The organism is Sinisalibacter aestuarii (assembly GCF_027923545.1).
In the GTDB taxonomy this organism is placed as follows: domain Bacteria; phylum Pseudomonadota; class Alphaproteobacteria; order Rhodobacterales; family Rhodobacteraceae; genus Sinisalibacter; species Sinisalibacter aestuarii.
In genome coordinates, this window is the sequence record NZ_BROH01000006.1 from 42926 (window position 1) to 59308 (window position 16383).

Genomic DNA, 16383 nt, shown 5'->3' on the forward strand with positions numbered 1-16383 from the left:
TGCGCAACCTTGCCGGCAAGGCTCAGTCCTGCACCACGATGTAGGTGTCCGCCTTGCCGGTGGCATAGACCATCTCGTACAGCGTGCGGGCATTGTCGGGATGCAGCCGCACGCAGCCATGCGAGGCGGGCTGGCCGAGCATCTCGGTCGAGAAGGTGGCGTGGATCGCGTAGTCGCCATCGTAGAAGATGGCGAAGGGCATCGGCGCATCGTCATACTTGCTGGAGCGGTGATCGCGGCTGAACCATTCCGGCTGATAGGTGCCGGTCGGGGTCACATATCCGTCGCCGCCGGTCGAGACCGGCCAGGAAAACAGCCGCCGCCCGCTTTGCAGCACCGTCATCCGCTGGTCCGACACATCGACCCGGATCACGATCTGGTCCGAGCGGTTGGCGGTCGACAGCCGCTCACCCGCCCCGGCCGCCGTCGCGGCCAGCATCCCGGCAATGGCCACAATACTCTTGGTCATGAAACTCATGTCACAGACATCCCTGTTTTCCCCAGGGTCCATGCTTAGAGGCCGCGCGAGCGGATGCAACCCGATTCCCGGGCCATATCAGCCCCTTGTGATGACGCCATTGTCGAGCCGCACGATCCGGTCCATGCGCCCGGCCAGATCGGCGTTATGGGTGGCGATGAGGGCGGCAAGCCCGGTCTCGCGCACCAGCTCCATCAGCGCGGCAAAGACGGTGTCGGAGGTGTCGGGATCGAGATTACCGGTCGGCTCGTCGGCCAGCAGCAGCGCCGGGCCATTGGCCAGCGCCCGGCAAAAGGCCACCCGCTGCTGCTCGCCGCCCGACAGCGCGGCCGGGCGATGCCCGGCGCGCGGGCCAAGGCCGACCGTGTCCAGCAGCCGCTCCGCCCGCCCCCGCGCCGCGCCCATGCCCACCCCGTTGGCAAGCTGTGGCAGCACCACATTCTCCAGCGCCGTGAACTCCGGCAGCAGGTGGTGAAACTGATAGACAAAGCCCACCTTCTCGCGCCGCGTCCCGGTGCGCGCGCGGTCGGAGGCGCGGGTCATGTCCTGCCCGGCAATCGCCACCCGGCCCGCATCGGGCGTGTCGAGCAGCCCGGCAATGTGCAGCAGCGTGGATTTGCCCGCCCCGGAGGGCGCCACCAGCGCCACCACCTCGCCCGGCATCAGCGCCAGCGACGCCCCGCGCAGCACGCTCACCTCACCCGGCCTGCCCTTGCCATAGATCTTTTCCACGCCGTCCAGCGCCAGCACCGGCTCACTCATAGCGCAGCGCCTCCACCGGGTTCATCCGCGCCGCCCGGCGGGCGGGAAAGATGGTGACGAGGAAGGACAGCGTGAGCGACAGCGACACCGCCGACAGCACATCGCCCATCCGCACCGTGGCGGGAAGCTGGTAGATGCCGCGCACCGACGGATCCCACACGCCGCCGCCGGCGATGTAATCCACCACGGCGAAAACGTAGTCGATATTGACCGCGAAGAGCACGCCCAGCACCACGCCCATCGCCGTGCCCACCAGCCCGGTCGAGGCGCCGACCAGGAAGAACACCCGCAGCACCGACCCTTCGGTCAGCCCCATCGTGCGCAGGATGCCGATATCGCGGCCCTTGTTCTTCACCAGCATCACGAGGCCGGAGATGATGTTCATCGAGGCGATCAGCACCAGCACGGAGAGGATGACGAACATCACGTTGTCTTCCATGTCGAGCGCGCGCAAAAAGGCGCCGGCGCTGTCGCGCCATGTCCAGATCGCCGCATTCTCGCCCGCCGCCGCCATGATCGGGGCGATCCGCTCGGTGATGCGCTCGGGGTCGTCCACCATCACCTCGATCTCATCCGCCCGCCCCTCCTTGTTGAAGAAGGTCTGCGCCACCTCGAAGGGCAGATAGACGCGGGTCTGGTCGATATCCCAGCGCCCGGCCGTGAAGATATAGACCACCTCATAGACGCTCACCCGCGGCGTGGTGCCGAAGGCCGTCTTCACCCCGTTGGGCGAGATGATCTTCACCTTGTCGCCGAGATAGACGCCAAGCTCGCGCGCCACGCCCGAGCCGATGGCGATGCCGCGCGGAAAATCGTCCAGGCTGCCCACCGCCTCCTCCGGATCGGCGATGCGCGGGATGGCGGCAAGATCTGCGGCGCGGATGCCAAAGACCTGCACGCCGGAATTGTTCGCCCCGGCATTGGCCATCACCTGCCCCTTGATGAGCGGCGCGGCATGGGTCACCCCCGGCACCTGGGCGATGCGCGCAGCCCAGGCATCGTAATCGGCGATATCGCGGGTCATGTTGCCGGTCTCGTCCGCCGTCAGGCGCGCATAGACGGTCACATGCGCATTGGCGCCGAGGATCGTATCGACGAATTCCTCACGAAACCCGGTGCGCACGGCGAGCGTGATGATCAGCGCCGCCACCGCGAGCGTGATCCCGATGAGCGAAATCCATGTCATCACGCTCACGCCTCCCTCGGCGCGGCGCGCGCGCAGATAGCGCCAGGCAATCATCCACTCGAAACGGGAAAACGGGGTAGTGCTCTTGGCCAAATCCATGCCTCTCACGGGTTTGCGGCACACTGGGGTGCGGGCACGGGAAGGTCAAGCCGCACCGGCCCGCGCTGGCGCAGCTGTGACCGCGTGGGGCGCCCGGGGGATTTGAGTATTTTTGCAAGGATGAAGGGAAAGATTCACCACCCGTTAAGGTTACTCTGCGACAACCGGCGCGCGGTACAGGCTGGAGAGCCGATGACCGCCAAGGGTGAAGCCCCGGCGCGGCGTGGACTGCAATGAAACAGTGCGCCGGCCGGGGTGGAACGCCGCACGACCCGGCGCAGCCGTACTGCCTCTTCATCCTTGCGGAAATACTCCACGGGGGTGCGGGGGTGTGAAACCCCCGCTCATGCCCGCCGCAGGCGACGGCGCCCGAACAGGGCGCCGATCAGCAGCGTCACCAGCCCCCAACCGCCCGCAAAGCCGATCCCCGCCGAGATCAGCCCTTCCGAGGTCACCGGCAGGGCCGGCCGGAAATCGTCCCATGTGCGCTCGACCAGCTCGACATCGCGGATATGCCAGAACCGCGCGAGGCGCTGCAGCGGCGCGGCGCCGGCAAGGGCCTGGTAGTCGGCATTCAGCCGTTCGTAGCGGTAGATCCGGCTGCGCATGTCATCCCGCAGCCGGGTCTGGAACTCGCCGTCGCCGATCGCGTCGAGCGCTTCTTCGCGGCTCATCCCGGCGATCCGCGCAGTGGTGTCGAAGGCGAGGGTGACGCCGCGCAATTCGTCGACCGCGCCGGAGAGGCGCTGCACGTATTGCTGCGAAAACTCGGGAAACTGCGACAGCGCCACCGCGCCCGCGATGCCGCCCGCCATAGCCAGGATGCGCATTGGCTCCGCCCTTTCTGCCTGCGCCGGATCTGTGCCCGGTCTGGCAGGAGTCTGACCCGTCCGGCGCCTTCGGTCAAGCTGGCGCTGCGGACCGGGCGGCGGGCCGCCAATGCAGCAATCGGATAATGGATCGACCGCGAAAGCCCGAAACTGGCTCACAGAATGCAGGAATCCTGAAATCAGGCGGTCGGCGCCGCCAGTGCCCTCACGCGCCGGTCAAGCGGTCGCCCGGCGGCGCACAGGCCGGCCCGTCCGGTGCCTGCATCAGATATGCCCGGCGTAGATGTCCCTCAGCCGCGCCACGGCCAGCTCGGGCGCCAGTTCCTCGCTCTCGCCGGTGCGGCGGCTGGTCAGCTCGACCACGCCGTTCTTCAGCCCGCGCGGGCCGACGGTGATGCGCCACGGCAGGCCGATCAGGTCCATCGTGGCGAATTTCGCGCCCGCGCGCTCCTCGCGGTCGTCATAGAGCGGCTCCAGCCCCTCGGCTTCCAGCGCGGCATAGAGGCGCTCGCAGGCGGCGTCGGTTTCGGCGTCGCCCTGGCGCAGATTGACGATCCCGGCATGGAACGGGGTGACGCCTTCGGGCCAGATGATGCCGTTCTCGTCGTGATTGGCCTCGATGATCGCGCCCACCAGCCGGCTCACCCCGATCCCGTGCGAGCCCATATGGACCGGCACCCGCTCGCCGGTATCGGTGGTCACCACCGCGCCCATCGGCTCGGAATATTTGGTGCCGAAATAGAAGATCTGCCCCACCTCGATGCCGCGCGAGGTTTTGCGCCGCTCTTCGGGGATGGCGTCGAACAGCGCCTCGTCATGGGTTTCGTCGGTGCGGGCATAGGGCGTGGTCCATTCGGTGCAGATGCCGGCGACCTCGTCCCAGTTGTCGTAGTCGATCTCGCGGTCGCCGAGCTTCAGCCCGGTGATCTCGCTGTCATAGAACACTTCCGACTCGCCGGTCTCGGCCAGAACGAGGAATTCGTGGGTGTCGTCGCCGCCGATCGGGCCGCTATCGGCGCGCATCGGGATCGCCTGCAGGCCCATCCGCTCATAGGTGCGCAGGTAGCTCACCATGTGGCGGTTATAGGCGTGCATGGCGTTTTCGTAATCGAGGTCGAAATTGTAGCCGTCCTTCATGAAGAACTCGCGCCCCCGCATCACGCCGAAGCGCGGGCGGATCTCGTCGCGGAATTTCCACTGGATGTGGTAGAGCGTGAGCGGCAGATCCTTGTAGGAGCCGACATGGCTGCGGAAGATGTCGGTGATCATCTCCTCATTGGTCGGCCCGTAGAGCAGATCGCGCCCGCCCCGGTCCTTGATCCGCAGCATTTCCTCGCCGTAATCGTCGTAGCGCCCGCTCTCGCGCCACAGATCGGCCGGTTGCAGCGTCGGCATCAGCATCGGGATATGGCCCGCCCGCACCTGTTCCTCGTGAACGATATTTTCCAGCCGGCGCAGCACCTTGAAGCCGAGCGGCAGCCAGGAATAGATGCCCGCCGCCTGCTGCTTGATCATGCCCGCGCGCAGCATCAGCCGGTGCGAGGCGATCTGCGCCTCGGCGGGCGTTTCCTTCAGAACGGGCAGAAAGTAGCGGGACAGGCGCATGTAAGCCTCTTGTGCAGGTGTTTCGGGTCGCAACCGCCATAGCCGAGCGCAAAAGCCCCGGCAAGCCCGCCGCCCGGCTCGCCGCACGATTCCCCCGGCAGGCATGCGGCCCGGACCGCCGGACAAGGCCGGGCCGCGGGCCCGATCACGTCAGGTCACGCTCGCGTGACGGGCCTGATCCCGGGCGCCGGCCGGGCCGTAACGACAAGCATGTAACGCGAAACCGACAGGAGGACTTCATGCGTTTCACTCTCAAGACCACCCTCGCCGCCACCGCGCTCGCGCTGTCCGGCACCGCCGCGCTCGCCGATGACCATGGCGGGATGAAAACCATCGTCGATATCGCCGCGGGCGATGACCGGTTCGAGACGCTCGTCGCCGCCGTCACCGCTGCCGGGCTGGCCGAAACGCTGTCGGGCACCGGCCCCTTCACCGTCTTCGCGCCGACCGACGATGCCTTCGCCGCGCTGCCCGAGGGCGCCGTCGAGGGTCTGCTGCAACCCGCCGCCAAGGGCGATCTGACCAATGTGCTGCTCTATCACGTGGTGCCCGGCACGGTCATGTCGGGCGACATCGCGATCGGCGCGTCGCGGGTCGCCACCGCGCTCGACGGCGCCGATATCCGCGTCCTGCTCGACGGCGGCGTGATGCTGGATGACGGCTCGGGCGGCATGGCCAATGTGATCGCCGCCGATATCGAAGCCTCGAACGGTGTGATCCATGTGATCGACAAGGTGATCCTGCCGGGCAACACGCCGGATTGCTGACCGACACAGGGCCGGGCGCGGGATCTGCGCCCGGCCACGCCGTCAGCGCGAAGGCGGCGGTGGCGTCGGGTAGGGCCAGGGCCAGGCCAGCGGATTGGGCCGGTGTCGCATCGGCGGCGCTCCTGTGACGATGGCCCCACTCTTCCACAAGGCGCCCCGCGGCGTCCATCCCGGGTTGCACGGACAGGCCAAACAGGCGATGACTGGCGCATCGGTTTACGAGGAAACCCATGGCCCTGCCCGTCGGCATGCAACTGAGATACTGGACCATCGCGGCGGCGATCTTCCTGATCGCGCTGTGGTTGCTCGGCGATGTGATGCTGCCCTTCGTGATCGGCGGGGCGGTCGCGTATTTTCTCGATCCGGTGGCCGACCGGCTTGAAGCGATGGGGCTGAGCCGCATCCTGTCGACCACGGTGATCACCATCGCCGCGCTTCTCATTTTCGTGCTCGCCGCGCTTCTGGTGATCCCCACGCTCATCAACCAGTCGGTGCAGCTCGTCAATATCGCGCCCTCGCTGGCGCAAGACCTGCAGGCGTTCCTCACCTCGAAAATCCCCTCGCTGATGGATCAGGATTCGATCCTGCGCCAGTCGCTCGACACGCTGGGCGCAAAGGTGCAGGAGCGTGGCGGCGAGCTGATCAATGCGGTGCTCTCCTCGGCCATGGGCGTGCTCAACATCGTGCTGCTCATCGTTGTCGTGCCGGTGGTGGCCTTCTACCTGTTGTGGGACTGGGACCGCATGATCGCCGCGATCGACGATCTGCTGCCGCGCGACCATGCACCGGTGATCCGCAGCCTCGCCGCCGATATCGACAAGACGCTTGCGAGCTTCATTCGCGGCCAGGTGACGGTCTGCCTGATCCTCGGCACCTATTACGCCGTCGCCCTGATGCTGATCGGGCTGCAATTCGGCCTCGTGGTGGGCTTCGTCGCCGGGCTGATCAGCTTCATCCCCTATGTCGGCGCGCTGGTCGGCGGGGCGCTGGCGATCGGGCTCGCCTTCTTCCAGTTCTGGGGCGAATGGTGGCTGATCGGCGGCGTGGTGGCGATCTTCATGTTCGGCCAGTTCTTCGAGGGCAATATCCTGTCGCCCAACCTCGTGGGCTCCTCCGTGGGGCTGCACCCGGTCTGGCTGATCTTCGCCCTGTCCGCCTTCGGCTCGACCTTCGGCTTCGTCGGCATGCTCGTCGCCGTGCCGGTGGCCGCCGCCATCGGCGTGGTGGTGCGCTTCTTCGCCGAACGCTACCGCGAGGGCCGGCTTTACAGGGGCCTCGACCAGAACGAGACCCCGCCCGGCGAAACCGACGAGGCCGGCGGGGACAACGCCTGACCATGGCCCGCCAGCTCACCTTCGATCTGCCCTTGCGCGAGGCACGGGGCCGGGGCGATTTCTTCGTCTCCGACAGCAACGCCGCGGCAATGGCCGCGCTGGATGCCTGGCAGGGCTGGCCCGCACGCAAACTGGTGCTGACCGGCCCGGAAGGCGCGGGCAAGAGCCATCTCGCGCAGGTCTGGGCCGACATGGCGGGGGCGCAGGTGATCGCGGCGCGGGATCTGGCGGCGCTCGATCCGGCCAGCCTCGCCGGCGGCAATGTGGCGCTGGAAGACGCCGACCGGATCGCCGGCGACGCGGCGGCGGAACAGGCGGCGTTTCATCTGCACAATCTCGTGCTGGCCGAGGGCGGCAGCCTGCTCGTCACCGCCACGACGCCACCGAGCCGCTGGGGGCTGGCCCTGCCCGACCTCGCGAGCCGGATGGAGGGCGCGCCGATGGTCGCCATCGCGCCGCCGGACGAGGCGCTGCTGGCCGCCGTTCTGGTCAAGCTTTTCGCCGACCGCCAGATCGACCCGCCGGAAACCCTGATCCGCTACCTCGCCGACCGGATCGAGCGCTCCTTCGCCGCCGCGCGCGACATCGTCGCCGCGCTCGACGCGGCGGCGCTGGCCGAAGGCAAGCCGGTGAGCCGCGATCTGGCCCGGCAGGTGCTGGAACGGCAGGGCGATCTGTTCTGACCGCCGCGCCAACCGGCGGCAAATCGCTCCCGCCCGGCAGGCCGTTCCCGCCCGAAGCTGGATTTCCGCCGCCGCAAAGCGCATAACGTCATTAATCCGCTACGATTATTCGCCTACAGAGCAGCCATGACACTCGACGCCCCTGCCCCCGCCCCGATCAACGCCGATTTCCTCGAAACCGAGTTTCCGGCGGCCGTCACGCTCGCGCCGGAAGAGACGGAAGGGCCGAAGCGGTTCTTCAACCGCGAGCTGTCCTGGCTCGGCTTCAACTGGCGGGTGCTGGAAGAGGCGGAAAATCCGCGCGTGCCGCTGCTCGAACGGCTGCGCTTCGTCTCGATCTCGGCCACCAATCTCGATGAATTCTACACCGTCCGCGTGGCGGGTCTGCGCGAGCTGGCCCGCGAGGGTAACACCAGCCCCTCGATCGACGGGCTCACCCCCGCCGAGCAACTCGTGCTGATCAACGCCGATGCCCGCCGCCTGATGGCGCATCAGCAGGCGGTGTTCGATGCGCTCTCTTCCGAGATGCAGCGCGAGGGGATCGTGCTCTGCACCCGCGAGACGCTGTCGAAGGAGGATGAAACCTATCTCGAAGACGTGTTCATCAGCCGCGTTTTTCCCGTGCTCTCGCCGCTGGCGATCGACCCGGCCCACCCCTTCCCGTTCATCCCCAATACCGGCTTCGCGCTGGCGCTGGAACTGCAGCGGCGCACCGACGGGCGCAAGCTGAAGGCGCTCCTGCCGATCCCGCACCAGATCGACCGCTTCGTGCGCCTGCCCGCCGACGAGGGCGTGGCCCGCTTCCTGCCGCTGGAAGGCCTGCTGCTTCTGTTCATCGACCAGCTCTTTCCCGGCTACGAGGAAAAGGGAAGCTGCGCCTTCCGCGTGCTGCGTGACAGCGACATGGAAGTCGAGGACGAGGCCGAAGACCTGGTGCGCGAATTCGAGACCGCACTCAAACGCCGCCGCCGGGGCGAGGTGATCCGGATGAAGATCTCCGCCGGCGCGCCCTCGGACCTGCGCAACATGGTCAGCCGCGAATTGCACGTGACGGAAGACGAGATCGTCGAGGTCGAAGGGCTGATCGGCATGGCGGATCTGTCGGAACTGGTGATCGACGAGCGGCCCGATCTGCTCTGGCCCTCCTACACCCCGCGCGTGCCGGAGCGGGTCGAGGACCACCAGGGCGACATCTTCGCCGCGATCCGCCAGAAAGACCTGCTGCTGCACCATCCTTACGAGACCTTCGATCTCGTGGTGCGCTTTCTCGAACAGGCCGCCCTCGACCCGAACGTGGTGGCGATCAAGCAGACGCTCTACCGCACCTCGCGCCATTCGCCCATCGTGAGCGCGCTCTGCGAGGCGGCGGAAGCGGGCAAATCGGTGACGGCGCTGGTGGAACTCAAGGCCCGGTTCGACGAGGCCGCCAATATCCGCCAGTCGCGCCGGCTGGAACGGGCGGGCGCGCATGTGGTCTACGGTTTCATGCATTACAAGACCCACGCCAAGATCTCGACCGTGGTGCGCCGCGAGGGTGACGATCTGGTCACCTACACTCATTTCGGCACCGGCAACTACCACCCGATCACGGCCAAGATCTACACCGATCTCAGCCTGTTCACCTGCGATGCCGCCCTCGGGCGCGATGCGACTCGGGTGTTCAACTACCTCTCGGGCTATGCCCAGCCGGAGAAGCTGGAAAAGCTGGCGATCAGCCCGATCACGCTCAAATCCACCCTGATCCAGCGGATCGGCGAGGAGGCGAAATATGCCGAAGAGGGCAAGCCCGCCGAGATCTGGGCCAAGATGAACTCGCTGATCGAGGAAGACGTGATCGACGCGCTCTATGCCGCCAGCCAGAAGGGGGTGAAGATCACCCTCGTGGTGCGCGGCATCTGCGGGCTGAGGCCGGGGATCAAGGGGCTCAGCGAGAATATCCGGGTCAAATCCGTGGTCGGCCGCTTCCTCGAACACAGCCGGATCGTCTGCTTCGGCAACGGCCATGGCCTGCCGTCGAAAAAGGCGAAGGTCTACATGTCGTCCGCCGACTGGATGGGGCGCAACCTCAACCGCCGGGTCGAGACGCTGGTGGAGGTGACCAACGCCACGGTGAAAGCGCAGATCGTGAGCCAGGTGATGGCCGCCAATCTGCATGACATCGCGCAAAGCTGGGTGATGCAGCCCGATGGCAGCTTCCAGCGGCCCGACCTTTCGGACGTGGAGCAGCCCTTCAGCTGCCACCGCTTCTTCATGGAAAACCCCTCGCTCTCGGGCCGCGGCTCGGCGGGCGCGAAAGACGTGCCGGAACTGGCGCACAGCCACGACTAGCGGGGCTTGAAAGGCCCGCCGGGCGCACCGATCTGATGCGCTGTGCCTGGCACGCGCATTGCGGCGCCGGCCCGGAGGTATGACGCGCCTGCCATGAGCTATCTCTTCCTCGCCGCCGGGCTCGCGCTGCTCGTCATCGGCGGCGATATCCTCGTGCGGGGGGCCGTGACGCTGGCCGCGCGGCTGGGGGTTTCGCCGCTTCTCGTCGGCCTCACCGTGGTGGGATTTGGCACGTCGACACCCGAACTCGTGACCTCGCTCGACGCAGCTTTTTCCGGCGCGCCGGGCATCGCCATCGGCAATGTTGTCGGCTCCAACATCGCCAATATCCTGCTCATCCTCGGTGCGGCGGCGGTGATCGCGCCCGTCACCGTCGAGACGCGGGCGTTTCGGCGTGACGGGACGGCGCTGGCACTCGCCTCACTGGCCGCGCTTGCCGTGGTCCTGCTCGGCAGCCTGTCGCGGCCCGCGGGTGCGCTGCTGCTGGCCGGGCTGATCGCCTATGTCGCCACCGCCTACTGGCTGGAAAAGCGCGCGGTCCCCGCGGAGGCAAGCGCCCCGGAGGACCAACAGGGCGGACTGGCGCGACCGGCGTTGCTGGCGCTCCTGGGCATCGCCGTCACCATCCTCGGCGCGCGGCTTCTCGTCGGCGCAGCAACGGAGCTGGCGCAGGCCTGGGGCGTATCCGACACGGTGATCGGGCTGACCGTGGTGGCGGTGGGCACCTCGCTGCCGGAGCTCGTAACCGCGCTTGTCGCCGCGTTCCGCCGCCAGGGCGATATCGCCTTCGGCAACGTCGTCGGCTCCAATATCTACAACATCCTCGGCATTCTCGGCGTGACGGCGCTGGTGCACCCGCTGCCGGTGCCCGCCGAAATCGTCGCCTTCGACATCTGGATGATGCTCGCCGCCACCGGGGCGCTGGCGCTGGCGACCTTCACCGGCGGGCGCGTCAGCCGGGCCGAAGGCACGGCAATGCTGGGCGCCTATGCCGCCTATACCGGCTGGCTTGCCCTTGCGGCATGAAAGCTGCACGGCGTTGACCCTGCGGGCCGGTGCTTGCGATAACGGTCCCGGACCTGACCGGGGGAATCATGGACGGCAGCGAAGCGCGTGAAGACTGGGGGCCCTTCGGACGCCCCCTGTTCGAAGACCCCGAATCCCGGGCACTGGGCCGGGTCGGCGTGCTCGATGTGGGCTCCAACTCGGTCCGCCTCGTGGTGTTCGACGGCGCGGCGCGCAGCCCGGCCTATTTCTTCAACGAAAAAATCCTCTGCGGCCTCGGCGCCGGCATCAACGAAACCGGGCGGCTGAACCCCGAGGGCCGGGTGCGGGCAATGGCCGCGATCAAGCGCTTCAAGCTGATCGCCGAAGGGATGAAACTGCCGCCGCTTTCCGCCGTCGCCACCGCCGCGGTGCGCGATGCGGAAGACGGGCCGGCCTTCCGCGCCGAGGTCGAGCGCGCGACCGGCATCAAGCTCTACGTGATCGACGGCGAGGAAGAGGCCCGGCTCTCGGCGCAGGGCGTGCTGCTGGGCTGGCCCGGCGCTTCGGGGCTGATGTGCGATATCGGCGGCTCGTCGATGGAACTGGCCCAGATCGCCGACGGCACGGTGAGCAAGCGCGTCACGTCCGGGCTCGGCCCGCTCAAGCTCGCCGGAATGAAGGGCGGAAAGAAGGCGCTGAAAGCCCATATCAAAACGGTGATCGAGGGGCTTGCCGCCGAGATGGGCACCGATCACCGCCGGCTCTACCTCGTCGGCGGTTCGTGGCGCGCCATCGCCAAGCTCGACATGCTGCGCCGGGGCTACCCGCTCTGGGTGCTGCACGAATACCGGATGACGCCGAAGGAGCTCGGCAAGACGCTCGACTGGATCGCAAGCACCGATCTGGAGGAAGCCCGCGCGCTCACCTCCACCTCCTCGGCGCGGATGGCGCTGGTGCCGGTGGCAGCGCTGGTGCTGAAACGGCTGATCCGCACCTTCCACCCGAAGGAAATCGCGATCTCGGCCTATGGCATCCGCGAGGGGCTGCTGTACGAACAGATGCCCGAACGGCTGCGCCAGCGCGATCCGCTGATCGAAGCCTGCCGCTTCTACGAGAAGAAAGACGCCCGCCTGCCCGGCTTCGGCAAGCATCTCTTCGCCTTCCTCTACCCGCTGTTCAAATCCGAAAGCCCGGCAAGGCGGCGGATCGTCAAGGCCGCCTGCCTGATGCATGACGTAAGCTGGCGCGCCCATCCCGATTACCGCCACGAGGTCACCTTCGAGGCGGCCACGCGCGCCAACCTTGGCGGCATGACCCATGAGGAACGGGTGTTTCTCGGCGTGGCGCTGCTGCACCGCTACAAATCAAGCCGCGAGGATTGCCACTTCAAGGAGATCTTCTCGATCCTCGCCGAGAAGGATCTGGCCAAGGCCGAGGTGCTCGGCAAGGCGATGCGCTTCGGGGCGATGTTCGCGGTCGACAAACCGCATGAAAAGGCCACGCTCAGGTGGTTTCCGAAAAAGCGCGAACTGCATCTGACGATCAGGCCGGAAGCGGCCGATCTGTTCGGCGAGGTGGCCGAGGCGCGCTTTGCCTCGCTGGCCCAGGCGCTCGGGGCCGAAACGGTGGTGCGCGTGCGCGGCTAGGGCGCGCGGCTCACAGCTCGGTCTGCGCCTCGGGCAGCGGCACTTTCCGGCGGATGATGATATCGCCATTGGGCAGCCGCTCCGGCGCGTCGTAGGCGCTGAGATCGTCAAGCCAGTCGGTCAGGTTCTGCCAGCCCTCCTCGCCTTCCGCCATCAGCCCCCGCAACAGAAGCTTCAGCCCTTCCGAGAGCTGCTCGGCCCCTTGCGCGATATCGGGATTGGCGGGCGGCGTTTCGTCCTGCGCCAGCGCGATGGCCGGCGCCAGCGCAAGGCCGCCGGCAAGGAGAAGACCGGGAAATGGGCTGCTGTGTTTCATGCCCGATATGTGGGGATGCGCCGGCGCGGTGTGAAGCCCCGGGCGTGGCAGCAGCGCGGGCACGGATCGTGGATGAACCTGTCGTAAAGGATAAATGTCCATTCATGCCATTGATTTTACAGATGAAACAGACTCCAGAAATCCGGATTTCTGGATTTCCGGGGTCTCGCAGCCAAAGCCTCGCCAGCCTTGGCCGCCCACCGGCCCCGATCCCACCGGCCGCACCGGTCCGTGCCCCTGCCAACGACCGCGCCGGATCAGACGGGACCGAAACGTCACCCGATGTTGCCGGCCATCAGACCTGCTGCGCCGCCGGCGAACAGCAGGGTCATCGGCGCGGCACGCCCTCGTCAGCACCCCGTTAACGAGCATTTCCCACCTATGCCATTGATACAAAACGACAATAGAGATCAAGAAATCCGGATTTCCAGAGTCACCAGCGCCCTTTCCCGGCGCCCGCCCTACAGCGTCAGATCGACCGAGACCGGGAAGTGGTCCGACGCCGTCAGCAGCGCCTCGCGCAGTTCGAGCGTGTGATAGCAGACCGGGTCGTCGAACGGATGCCAGATCCGCCAGCGCGGCGCGGCATCGCGCAGAATGTCGGACGAGACCATCACGTAGTCGAGCAGGGCCTGCAGGTAGCGCTTTTCCTGATGGATGTAGAAGCGCGCCGTCACCGGCATCGCCCCCACCCGGCGGCCCAGCGCCATGCGGGCATGCGGGTCGTAGAGCTCCGGCTCGCTGTTCTCGCCCAGCACGATCTCCACCCCGGAACGGCCGAACAGCTTTTCATATTCGTCGAGGCCGGGGCCGTCATTGAAATCGCCGAGCACGATCACCGGGTCGCCCGCGGCCAGGTGCTGATCGACGCGCTGGCGCAGCCAGACGCATTGGGCAAGCTGCTTGCGCCGGTTGTCGATCGACAGGCGCATCACCTCGTCGGGGCTGTCGGCGCCGATCGGCGCCTTGGATTTCACATGCACGCCGATCAGGCGCAATATCCGGCCCGTCTCCTTCACCTCCAGCCGCACTTCGAGCGGCGGCTTGGAAAAGGTGATGAGGTCGGGCTTGGCGTCGATATCGACATCGAAACGAAACACCCCGTCAAAGCGCGGCGCATCGCGCGCGCCCTTCTTGCCGGTTTCGTCGCCCTGCGGATCGTGCACGGCCCTGAACACATCGGGGTTATAGAGCAGCGCGATTTCCTGCTGCGTGCTGTTGCGAAAGCCGAGCAGCGCCTGGCGCGCCCGCAGGCCGTAGGCATGGGCGAAGTTTTCCAGCGCCCGCACCGTCGAGCGGTGGCGGTTGTCGTCGGGGGCCTCGATCACCATCACCGCGTCGGCGTCGAGCGCGGTAAAGACGATGCCGAGCGCGCCAAGCTGGTCGCCCCGCTTCACATCCTGCCGGGCCGACCATTCATGGTCTTCCAGCAAGGTGCCCTCGTCGTCGAACAGCGCGTTGAACCACTCGACATTATAGGTGGCGATCCGCAGCATGAGCCCCTCCGTGACATCCGCCCGGAGCCTATGCCGGGGGCCGCAGCGCCGCAACCGATGGCGCCGCTACGCCCGCTCTTCCTGGATCTCTTCCCAGGCCCGGTTCACGGCGATCATGTGCTTTTCGGCGATCTTCACCGCCTCCTCGGGCACGCCGCGGGCGATGAGCTGGTCGGGATGCGAGGCGCGGACCTGCGCCCGCCACGCCTTGCGCACCTCGTCGAGCGGCGCATCGGGGGTCACTCCCAGAACGGCATAGGGATCGGGCGCGGCATCGGGCACGAACCGGGCGCGCAGCGAACGGAACGAACGCTCGTCGACGCCGAAAATCGCCGCGACGCGCGACAGAAAGTCGTCTTCCGCCGGGTGATATTCGCCATCCGCCATCGCGATATAGAACAGCCCTTCCAGCAGGTCGCACAAAGCCGGGTCGTTGCGCCCGAACAGCCCGGCGATCTTCTGGGCATATTGCTCGTATCCGGCCACGTCGGTGCGCGCGAGGTTGAAGACGCGCGCGGCGTTCTTCTCCTCCGCCTTCGGGATGGTGAACACCTCGCGGAACGCCGAAACCTCGCCCCGCGTCACCTGTCCGTCGGCCTTGGCCATCTTCGCGCCCAGCGCGATCACCGCGATGGCGAAGGCGGCCGAGCGTTCCGGCGGCGTGCGCAGGCGCGAAAACACTTCCGCGAGGCTTTCGCCAGCGGCAAGCGCCGAGAGCGCATCGGTGATGCGGGTCCAGAGTGACATCGCCCCGTTCTACAGGAACTTCTGCATCAGCACGAGGTCCATCCAGCGGTCGAATTTCCAGCCCACCTGAGGCACCCGCGCCACCTCGCCGTAGCCGAGCGCGGCATGAAAGGCGATGCCCGCCTCGTTCTCGCCCGAGATGCCGCCGGTCATCGAATGCACCCCGCGCGCCCGGGCATGATCCTCGACCGCCGCCATCAGTGCCCGGCCCAGCCCCTTGCCACGCGCCTCGGGCGCGAGGATCACCGTGTGCTCCATCGCGCGGGCATAGCCCACGCCACCACGAAACTGCGCATAGGTGGCGAAGCCCAGCACCTCGCCCGCCTCCTCGGCGACGAAAAAGCCATGGCCCGCGTCGATCCGCGTCACGATCAGGCGTACAAGCTCGTTTTCGCTCTTTTCCTCGGCATTGAAGGTGATCGCGCTGTCGCGGATCACCGGGTTCCAGACCGCGGCAATGCCGCTGGCATGCCGGGCTCCGGCCTCGACGATCATGTCAGCATCCTTTCGCCCGCGCTTGTATGGATCAGCGCCGACAGGCCCGCCGGCCCCTCATGGACCACCAGCCGGTCGTCGCTGGTGAGCATCGACAACGCCCAGCCAAGCGCCCCCGCGCGCGGATGGCTGACACTGAGCCGGACGAGCCGCGCCCCGGCATCCGGCAGCGCCGGGGCGGGCGGCGGCGTATCCCAGGCGATGAGGGCGGGGAACATCCCGCCAAAGGGCGGACCGCCCGCGCCGGGCACGGTGATGCGCCAGCGGTAGGGCCCCCGCTCCATCGCCACCGCCGGGCCGATCTCCTCCGGCGCCTCGGCCAGCGCCGCCTCCATATCCTCAACCCGCAGCACCCAGTGCGACAGCCGCGGCGCCCCCGGCGCGTCAAGCCCGAACCAGCGCGGATGCGCCGGCGCGGTGGCCGCCGGATCGGGCGCGATCGCCTCCAGGTAATCCTCGGCGCCGAGCGAGAGCAGCCGGTTATGGGTGCCCATCTTTTCATGCGCCCCGCCCGCGCCCAGGCCAAGCGCCAGCGCCGCCTCGGCATGGGCCGTGGCCGCCGCCAGCGTCTGCGCGGTGACGACGAGGTGATCTATCCGTCCGGTCATGTCTCTCCCTTTTGGC

General features: G+C 67.3%; 16 protein-coding genes. 6 read left to right on the plus strand and 10 right to left on the minus strand.

Annotated features, from left to right (window positions below; all coding sequences use genetic code 11):
* Positions 1-22: 22 nt before the first annotated feature.
* From QMG28_RS11085 to proS, 5 genes are all read right to left on the minus strand, one after another.
* The gene (locus QMG28_RS11085) at positions 23-469 is read right to left on the minus strand and encodes a L,D-transpeptidase (RefSeq protein WP_281842367.1); all 447 of its coding nucleotides are present in this window, start codon (positions 467-469) and stop codon (positions 23-25) included.
* A gap of 87 nt (positions 470-556) precedes the next feature.
* A complete protein-coding gene (locus tag QMG28_RS11090) occupies positions 557-1240 on the minus strand; it encodes an ABC transporter ATP-binding protein (protein ID WP_281842368.1) in 684 nt (227 codons plus the stop codon).
* Positions 1233-2519 carry a lipoprotein-releasing ABC transporter permease subunit gene (locus QMG28_RS11095; protein ID WP_281842369.1) on the minus strand — a complete coding sequence of 429 codons (1287 nt, stop codon included), beginning with the start codon at positions 2517-2519 and terminating at the stop codon, positions 1233-1235. The genes QMG28_RS11090 and QMG28_RS11095 overlap by 8 nt, the downstream gene beginning before the upstream one ends.
* A gap of 350 nt (positions 2520-2869) precedes the next feature.
* Positions 2870-3355, minus strand: a complete 486-nt coding sequence (locus QMG28_RS11100; protein WP_281842370.1) for a DUF2937 family protein — start codon at positions 3353-3355, stop codon at positions 2870-2872.
* A 264-nt stretch (positions 3356-3619) separates the two neighbouring features.
* Positions 3620-4960: a proline--tRNA ligase gene (proS, locus tag QMG28_RS11105; RefSeq protein ID WP_281842371.1), complete on the minus strand. Its 1341-nt coding sequence runs from the start codon at positions 4958-4960 to the stop codon at positions 3620-3622.
* A gap of 239 nt (positions 4961-5199) precedes the next feature.
* On the opposite strand from proS, the gene QMG28_RS11110 reads away from it, so the two are divergent.
* The 6 genes from QMG28_RS11110 (at position 5200) to QMG28_RS11135 (ending at position 12705) form a co-directional block, all read left to right on the plus strand.
* Positions 5200-5727, plus strand: a complete 528-nt coding sequence (locus tag QMG28_RS11110) for a fasciclin domain-containing protein (protein ID WP_281842372.1) — start codon at positions 5200-5202, stop codon at positions 5725-5727.
* 230 nt (positions 5728-5957) lie between these two features.
* Positions 5958-7061 carry an AI-2E family transporter gene (locus QMG28_RS11115; protein ID WP_281842373.1) on the plus strand — a complete coding sequence of 368 codons (1104 nt, stop codon included), beginning with the start codon at positions 5958-5960 and terminating at the stop codon, positions 7059-7061.
* 2 nt (positions 7062-7063) lie between these two features.
* A complete protein-coding gene (locus QMG28_RS11120; RefSeq protein WP_281842374.1) occupies positions 7064-7744 on the plus strand; it encodes a P-loop NTPase family protein in 681 nt (226 codons plus the stop codon).
* Positions 7745-7870: 126 nt separating this feature from the next.
* Positions 7871-10072: an RNA degradosome polyphosphate kinase gene (locus QMG28_RS11125; protein ID WP_281842375.1), complete on the plus strand. Its 2202-nt coding sequence runs from the start codon at positions 7871-7873 to the stop codon at positions 10070-10072.
* Between the two features lie 93 nt (positions 10073-10165).
* Entirely contained in the window at positions 10166-11098 is a 933-nt protein-coding gene (locus QMG28_RS11130; RefSeq protein WP_281842376.1) for a calcium/sodium antiporter, read from the plus strand.
* 68 nt (positions 11099-11166) lie between these two features.
* Positions 11167-12705: a Ppx/GppA family phosphatase gene (locus QMG28_RS11135; protein ID WP_281842377.1), complete on the plus strand. Its 1539-nt coding sequence runs from the start codon at positions 11167-11169 to the stop codon at positions 12703-12705.
* A 10-nt stretch (positions 12706-12715) separates the two neighbouring features.
* On the opposite strand, the gene QMG28_RS11140 is transcribed toward QMG28_RS11135, so the two are convergent.
* The 5 genes from QMG28_RS11140 to QMG28_RS11160 all read right to left on the minus strand — a co-directional run bounded on the left by QMG28_RS11140 (position 12716) and on the right by QMG28_RS11160 (position 16367).
* Positions 12716-13021, minus strand: a complete 306-nt coding sequence (locus QMG28_RS11140) for an AAA+ family ATPase (RefSeq protein WP_281842378.1) — start codon at positions 13019-13021, stop codon at positions 12716-12718.
* A gap of 461 nt (positions 13022-13482) precedes the next feature.
* Positions 13483-14514, minus strand: a complete 1032-nt coding sequence (locus QMG28_RS11145) for an endonuclease/exonuclease/phosphatase family protein (protein WP_281842571.1) — start codon at positions 14512-14514, stop codon at positions 13483-13485.
* 69 nt (positions 14515-14583) lie between these two features.
* Positions 14584-15264 carry a molecular chaperone DjiA gene (locus QMG28_RS11150; protein ID WP_281842379.1) on the minus strand — a complete coding sequence of 227 codons (681 nt, stop codon included), beginning with the start codon at positions 15262-15264 and terminating at the stop codon, positions 14584-14586.
* 9 nt (positions 15265-15273) lie between these two features.
* On the minus strand, positions 15274-15759 hold the full coding sequence (locus QMG28_RS11155; protein WP_281842380.1) for a GNAT family N-acetyltransferase: 486 nt from the start codon (positions 15757-15759) through the stop codon (positions 15274-15276).
* A complete protein-coding gene (locus QMG28_RS11160) occupies positions 15756-16367 on the minus strand; it encodes a VOC family protein (RefSeq protein ID WP_281842381.1) in 612 nt (203 codons plus the stop codon). Before QMG28_RS11160 ends, QMG28_RS11155 begins: the two co-directional genes overlap by 4 nt.
* Positions 16368-16383: the final 16 nt, after the last annotated feature.

What these genes read in the sequence shown, in the direction of transcription:
- QMG28_RS11115 (WP_281842373.1), top strand. Translation starts at nt 5,958, where the DNA reads ATGGCCCTGCCCGTCGGCATGCAACTGAGATACTGGACCATCGCGGCG.
- QMG28_RS11130 (WP_281842376.1), top strand. Translation starts at nt 10,166, where the DNA reads ATGAGCTATCTCTTCCTCGCCGCCGGGCTCGCGCTGCTCGTCATCGGC.
- QMG28_RS11135 (WP_281842377.1), top strand. Translation starts at nt 11,167, where the DNA reads ATGGACGGCAGCGAAGCGCGTGAAGACTGGGGGCCCTTCGGACGCCCC.
- QMG28_RS11150 (WP_281842379.1), bottom strand. Translation starts at nt 15,264, where the DNA reads ATGTCACTCTGGACCCGCATCACCGATGCGCTCTCGGCGCTTGCCGCT.
- QMG28_RS11140 (WP_281842378.1), bottom strand. Translation starts at nt 13,021, where the DNA reads ATGAAACACAGCAGCCCATTTCCCGGTCTTCTCCTTGCCGGCGGCCTT.
- QMG28_RS11160 (WP_281842381.1), bottom strand. Translation starts at nt 16,367, where the DNA reads ATGACCGGACGGATAGATCACCTCGTCGTCACCGCGCAGACGCTGGCG.
- QMG28_RS11090 (WP_281842368.1), bottom strand. Translation starts at nt 1,240, where the DNA reads ATGAGTGAGCCGGTGCTGGCGCTGGACGGCGTGGAAAAGATCTATGGC.
- proS (WP_281842371.1), bottom strand. Translation starts at nt 4,960, where the DNA reads ATGCGCCTGTCCCGCTACTTTCTGCCCGTTCTGAAGGAAACGCCCGCC.
- QMG28_RS11100 (WP_281842370.1), bottom strand. Translation starts at nt 3,355, where the DNA reads ATGCGCATCCTGGCTATGGCGGGCGGCATCGCGGGCGCGGTGGCGCTG.
- QMG28_RS11155 (WP_281842380.1), bottom strand. Translation starts at nt 15,759, where the DNA reads ATGATCGTCGAGGCCGGAGCCCGGCATGCCAGCGGCATTGCCGCGGTC.
- QMG28_RS11110 (WP_281842372.1), top strand. Translation starts at nt 5,200, where the DNA reads ATGCGTTTCACTCTCAAGACCACCCTCGCCGCCACCGCGCTCGCGCTG.
- QMG28_RS11085 (WP_281842367.1), bottom strand. Translation starts at nt 469, where the DNA reads ATGACCAAGAGTATTGTGGCCATTGCCGGGATGCTGGCCGCGACGGCG.
- QMG28_RS11125 (WP_281842375.1), top strand. Translation starts at nt 7,871, where the DNA reads ATGACACTCGACGCCCCTGCCCCCGCCCCGATCAACGCCGATTTCCTC.
- QMG28_RS11120 (WP_281842374.1), top strand. Translation starts at nt 7,064, where the DNA reads ATGGCCCGCCAGCTCACCTTCGATCTGCCCTTGCGCGAGGCACGGGGC.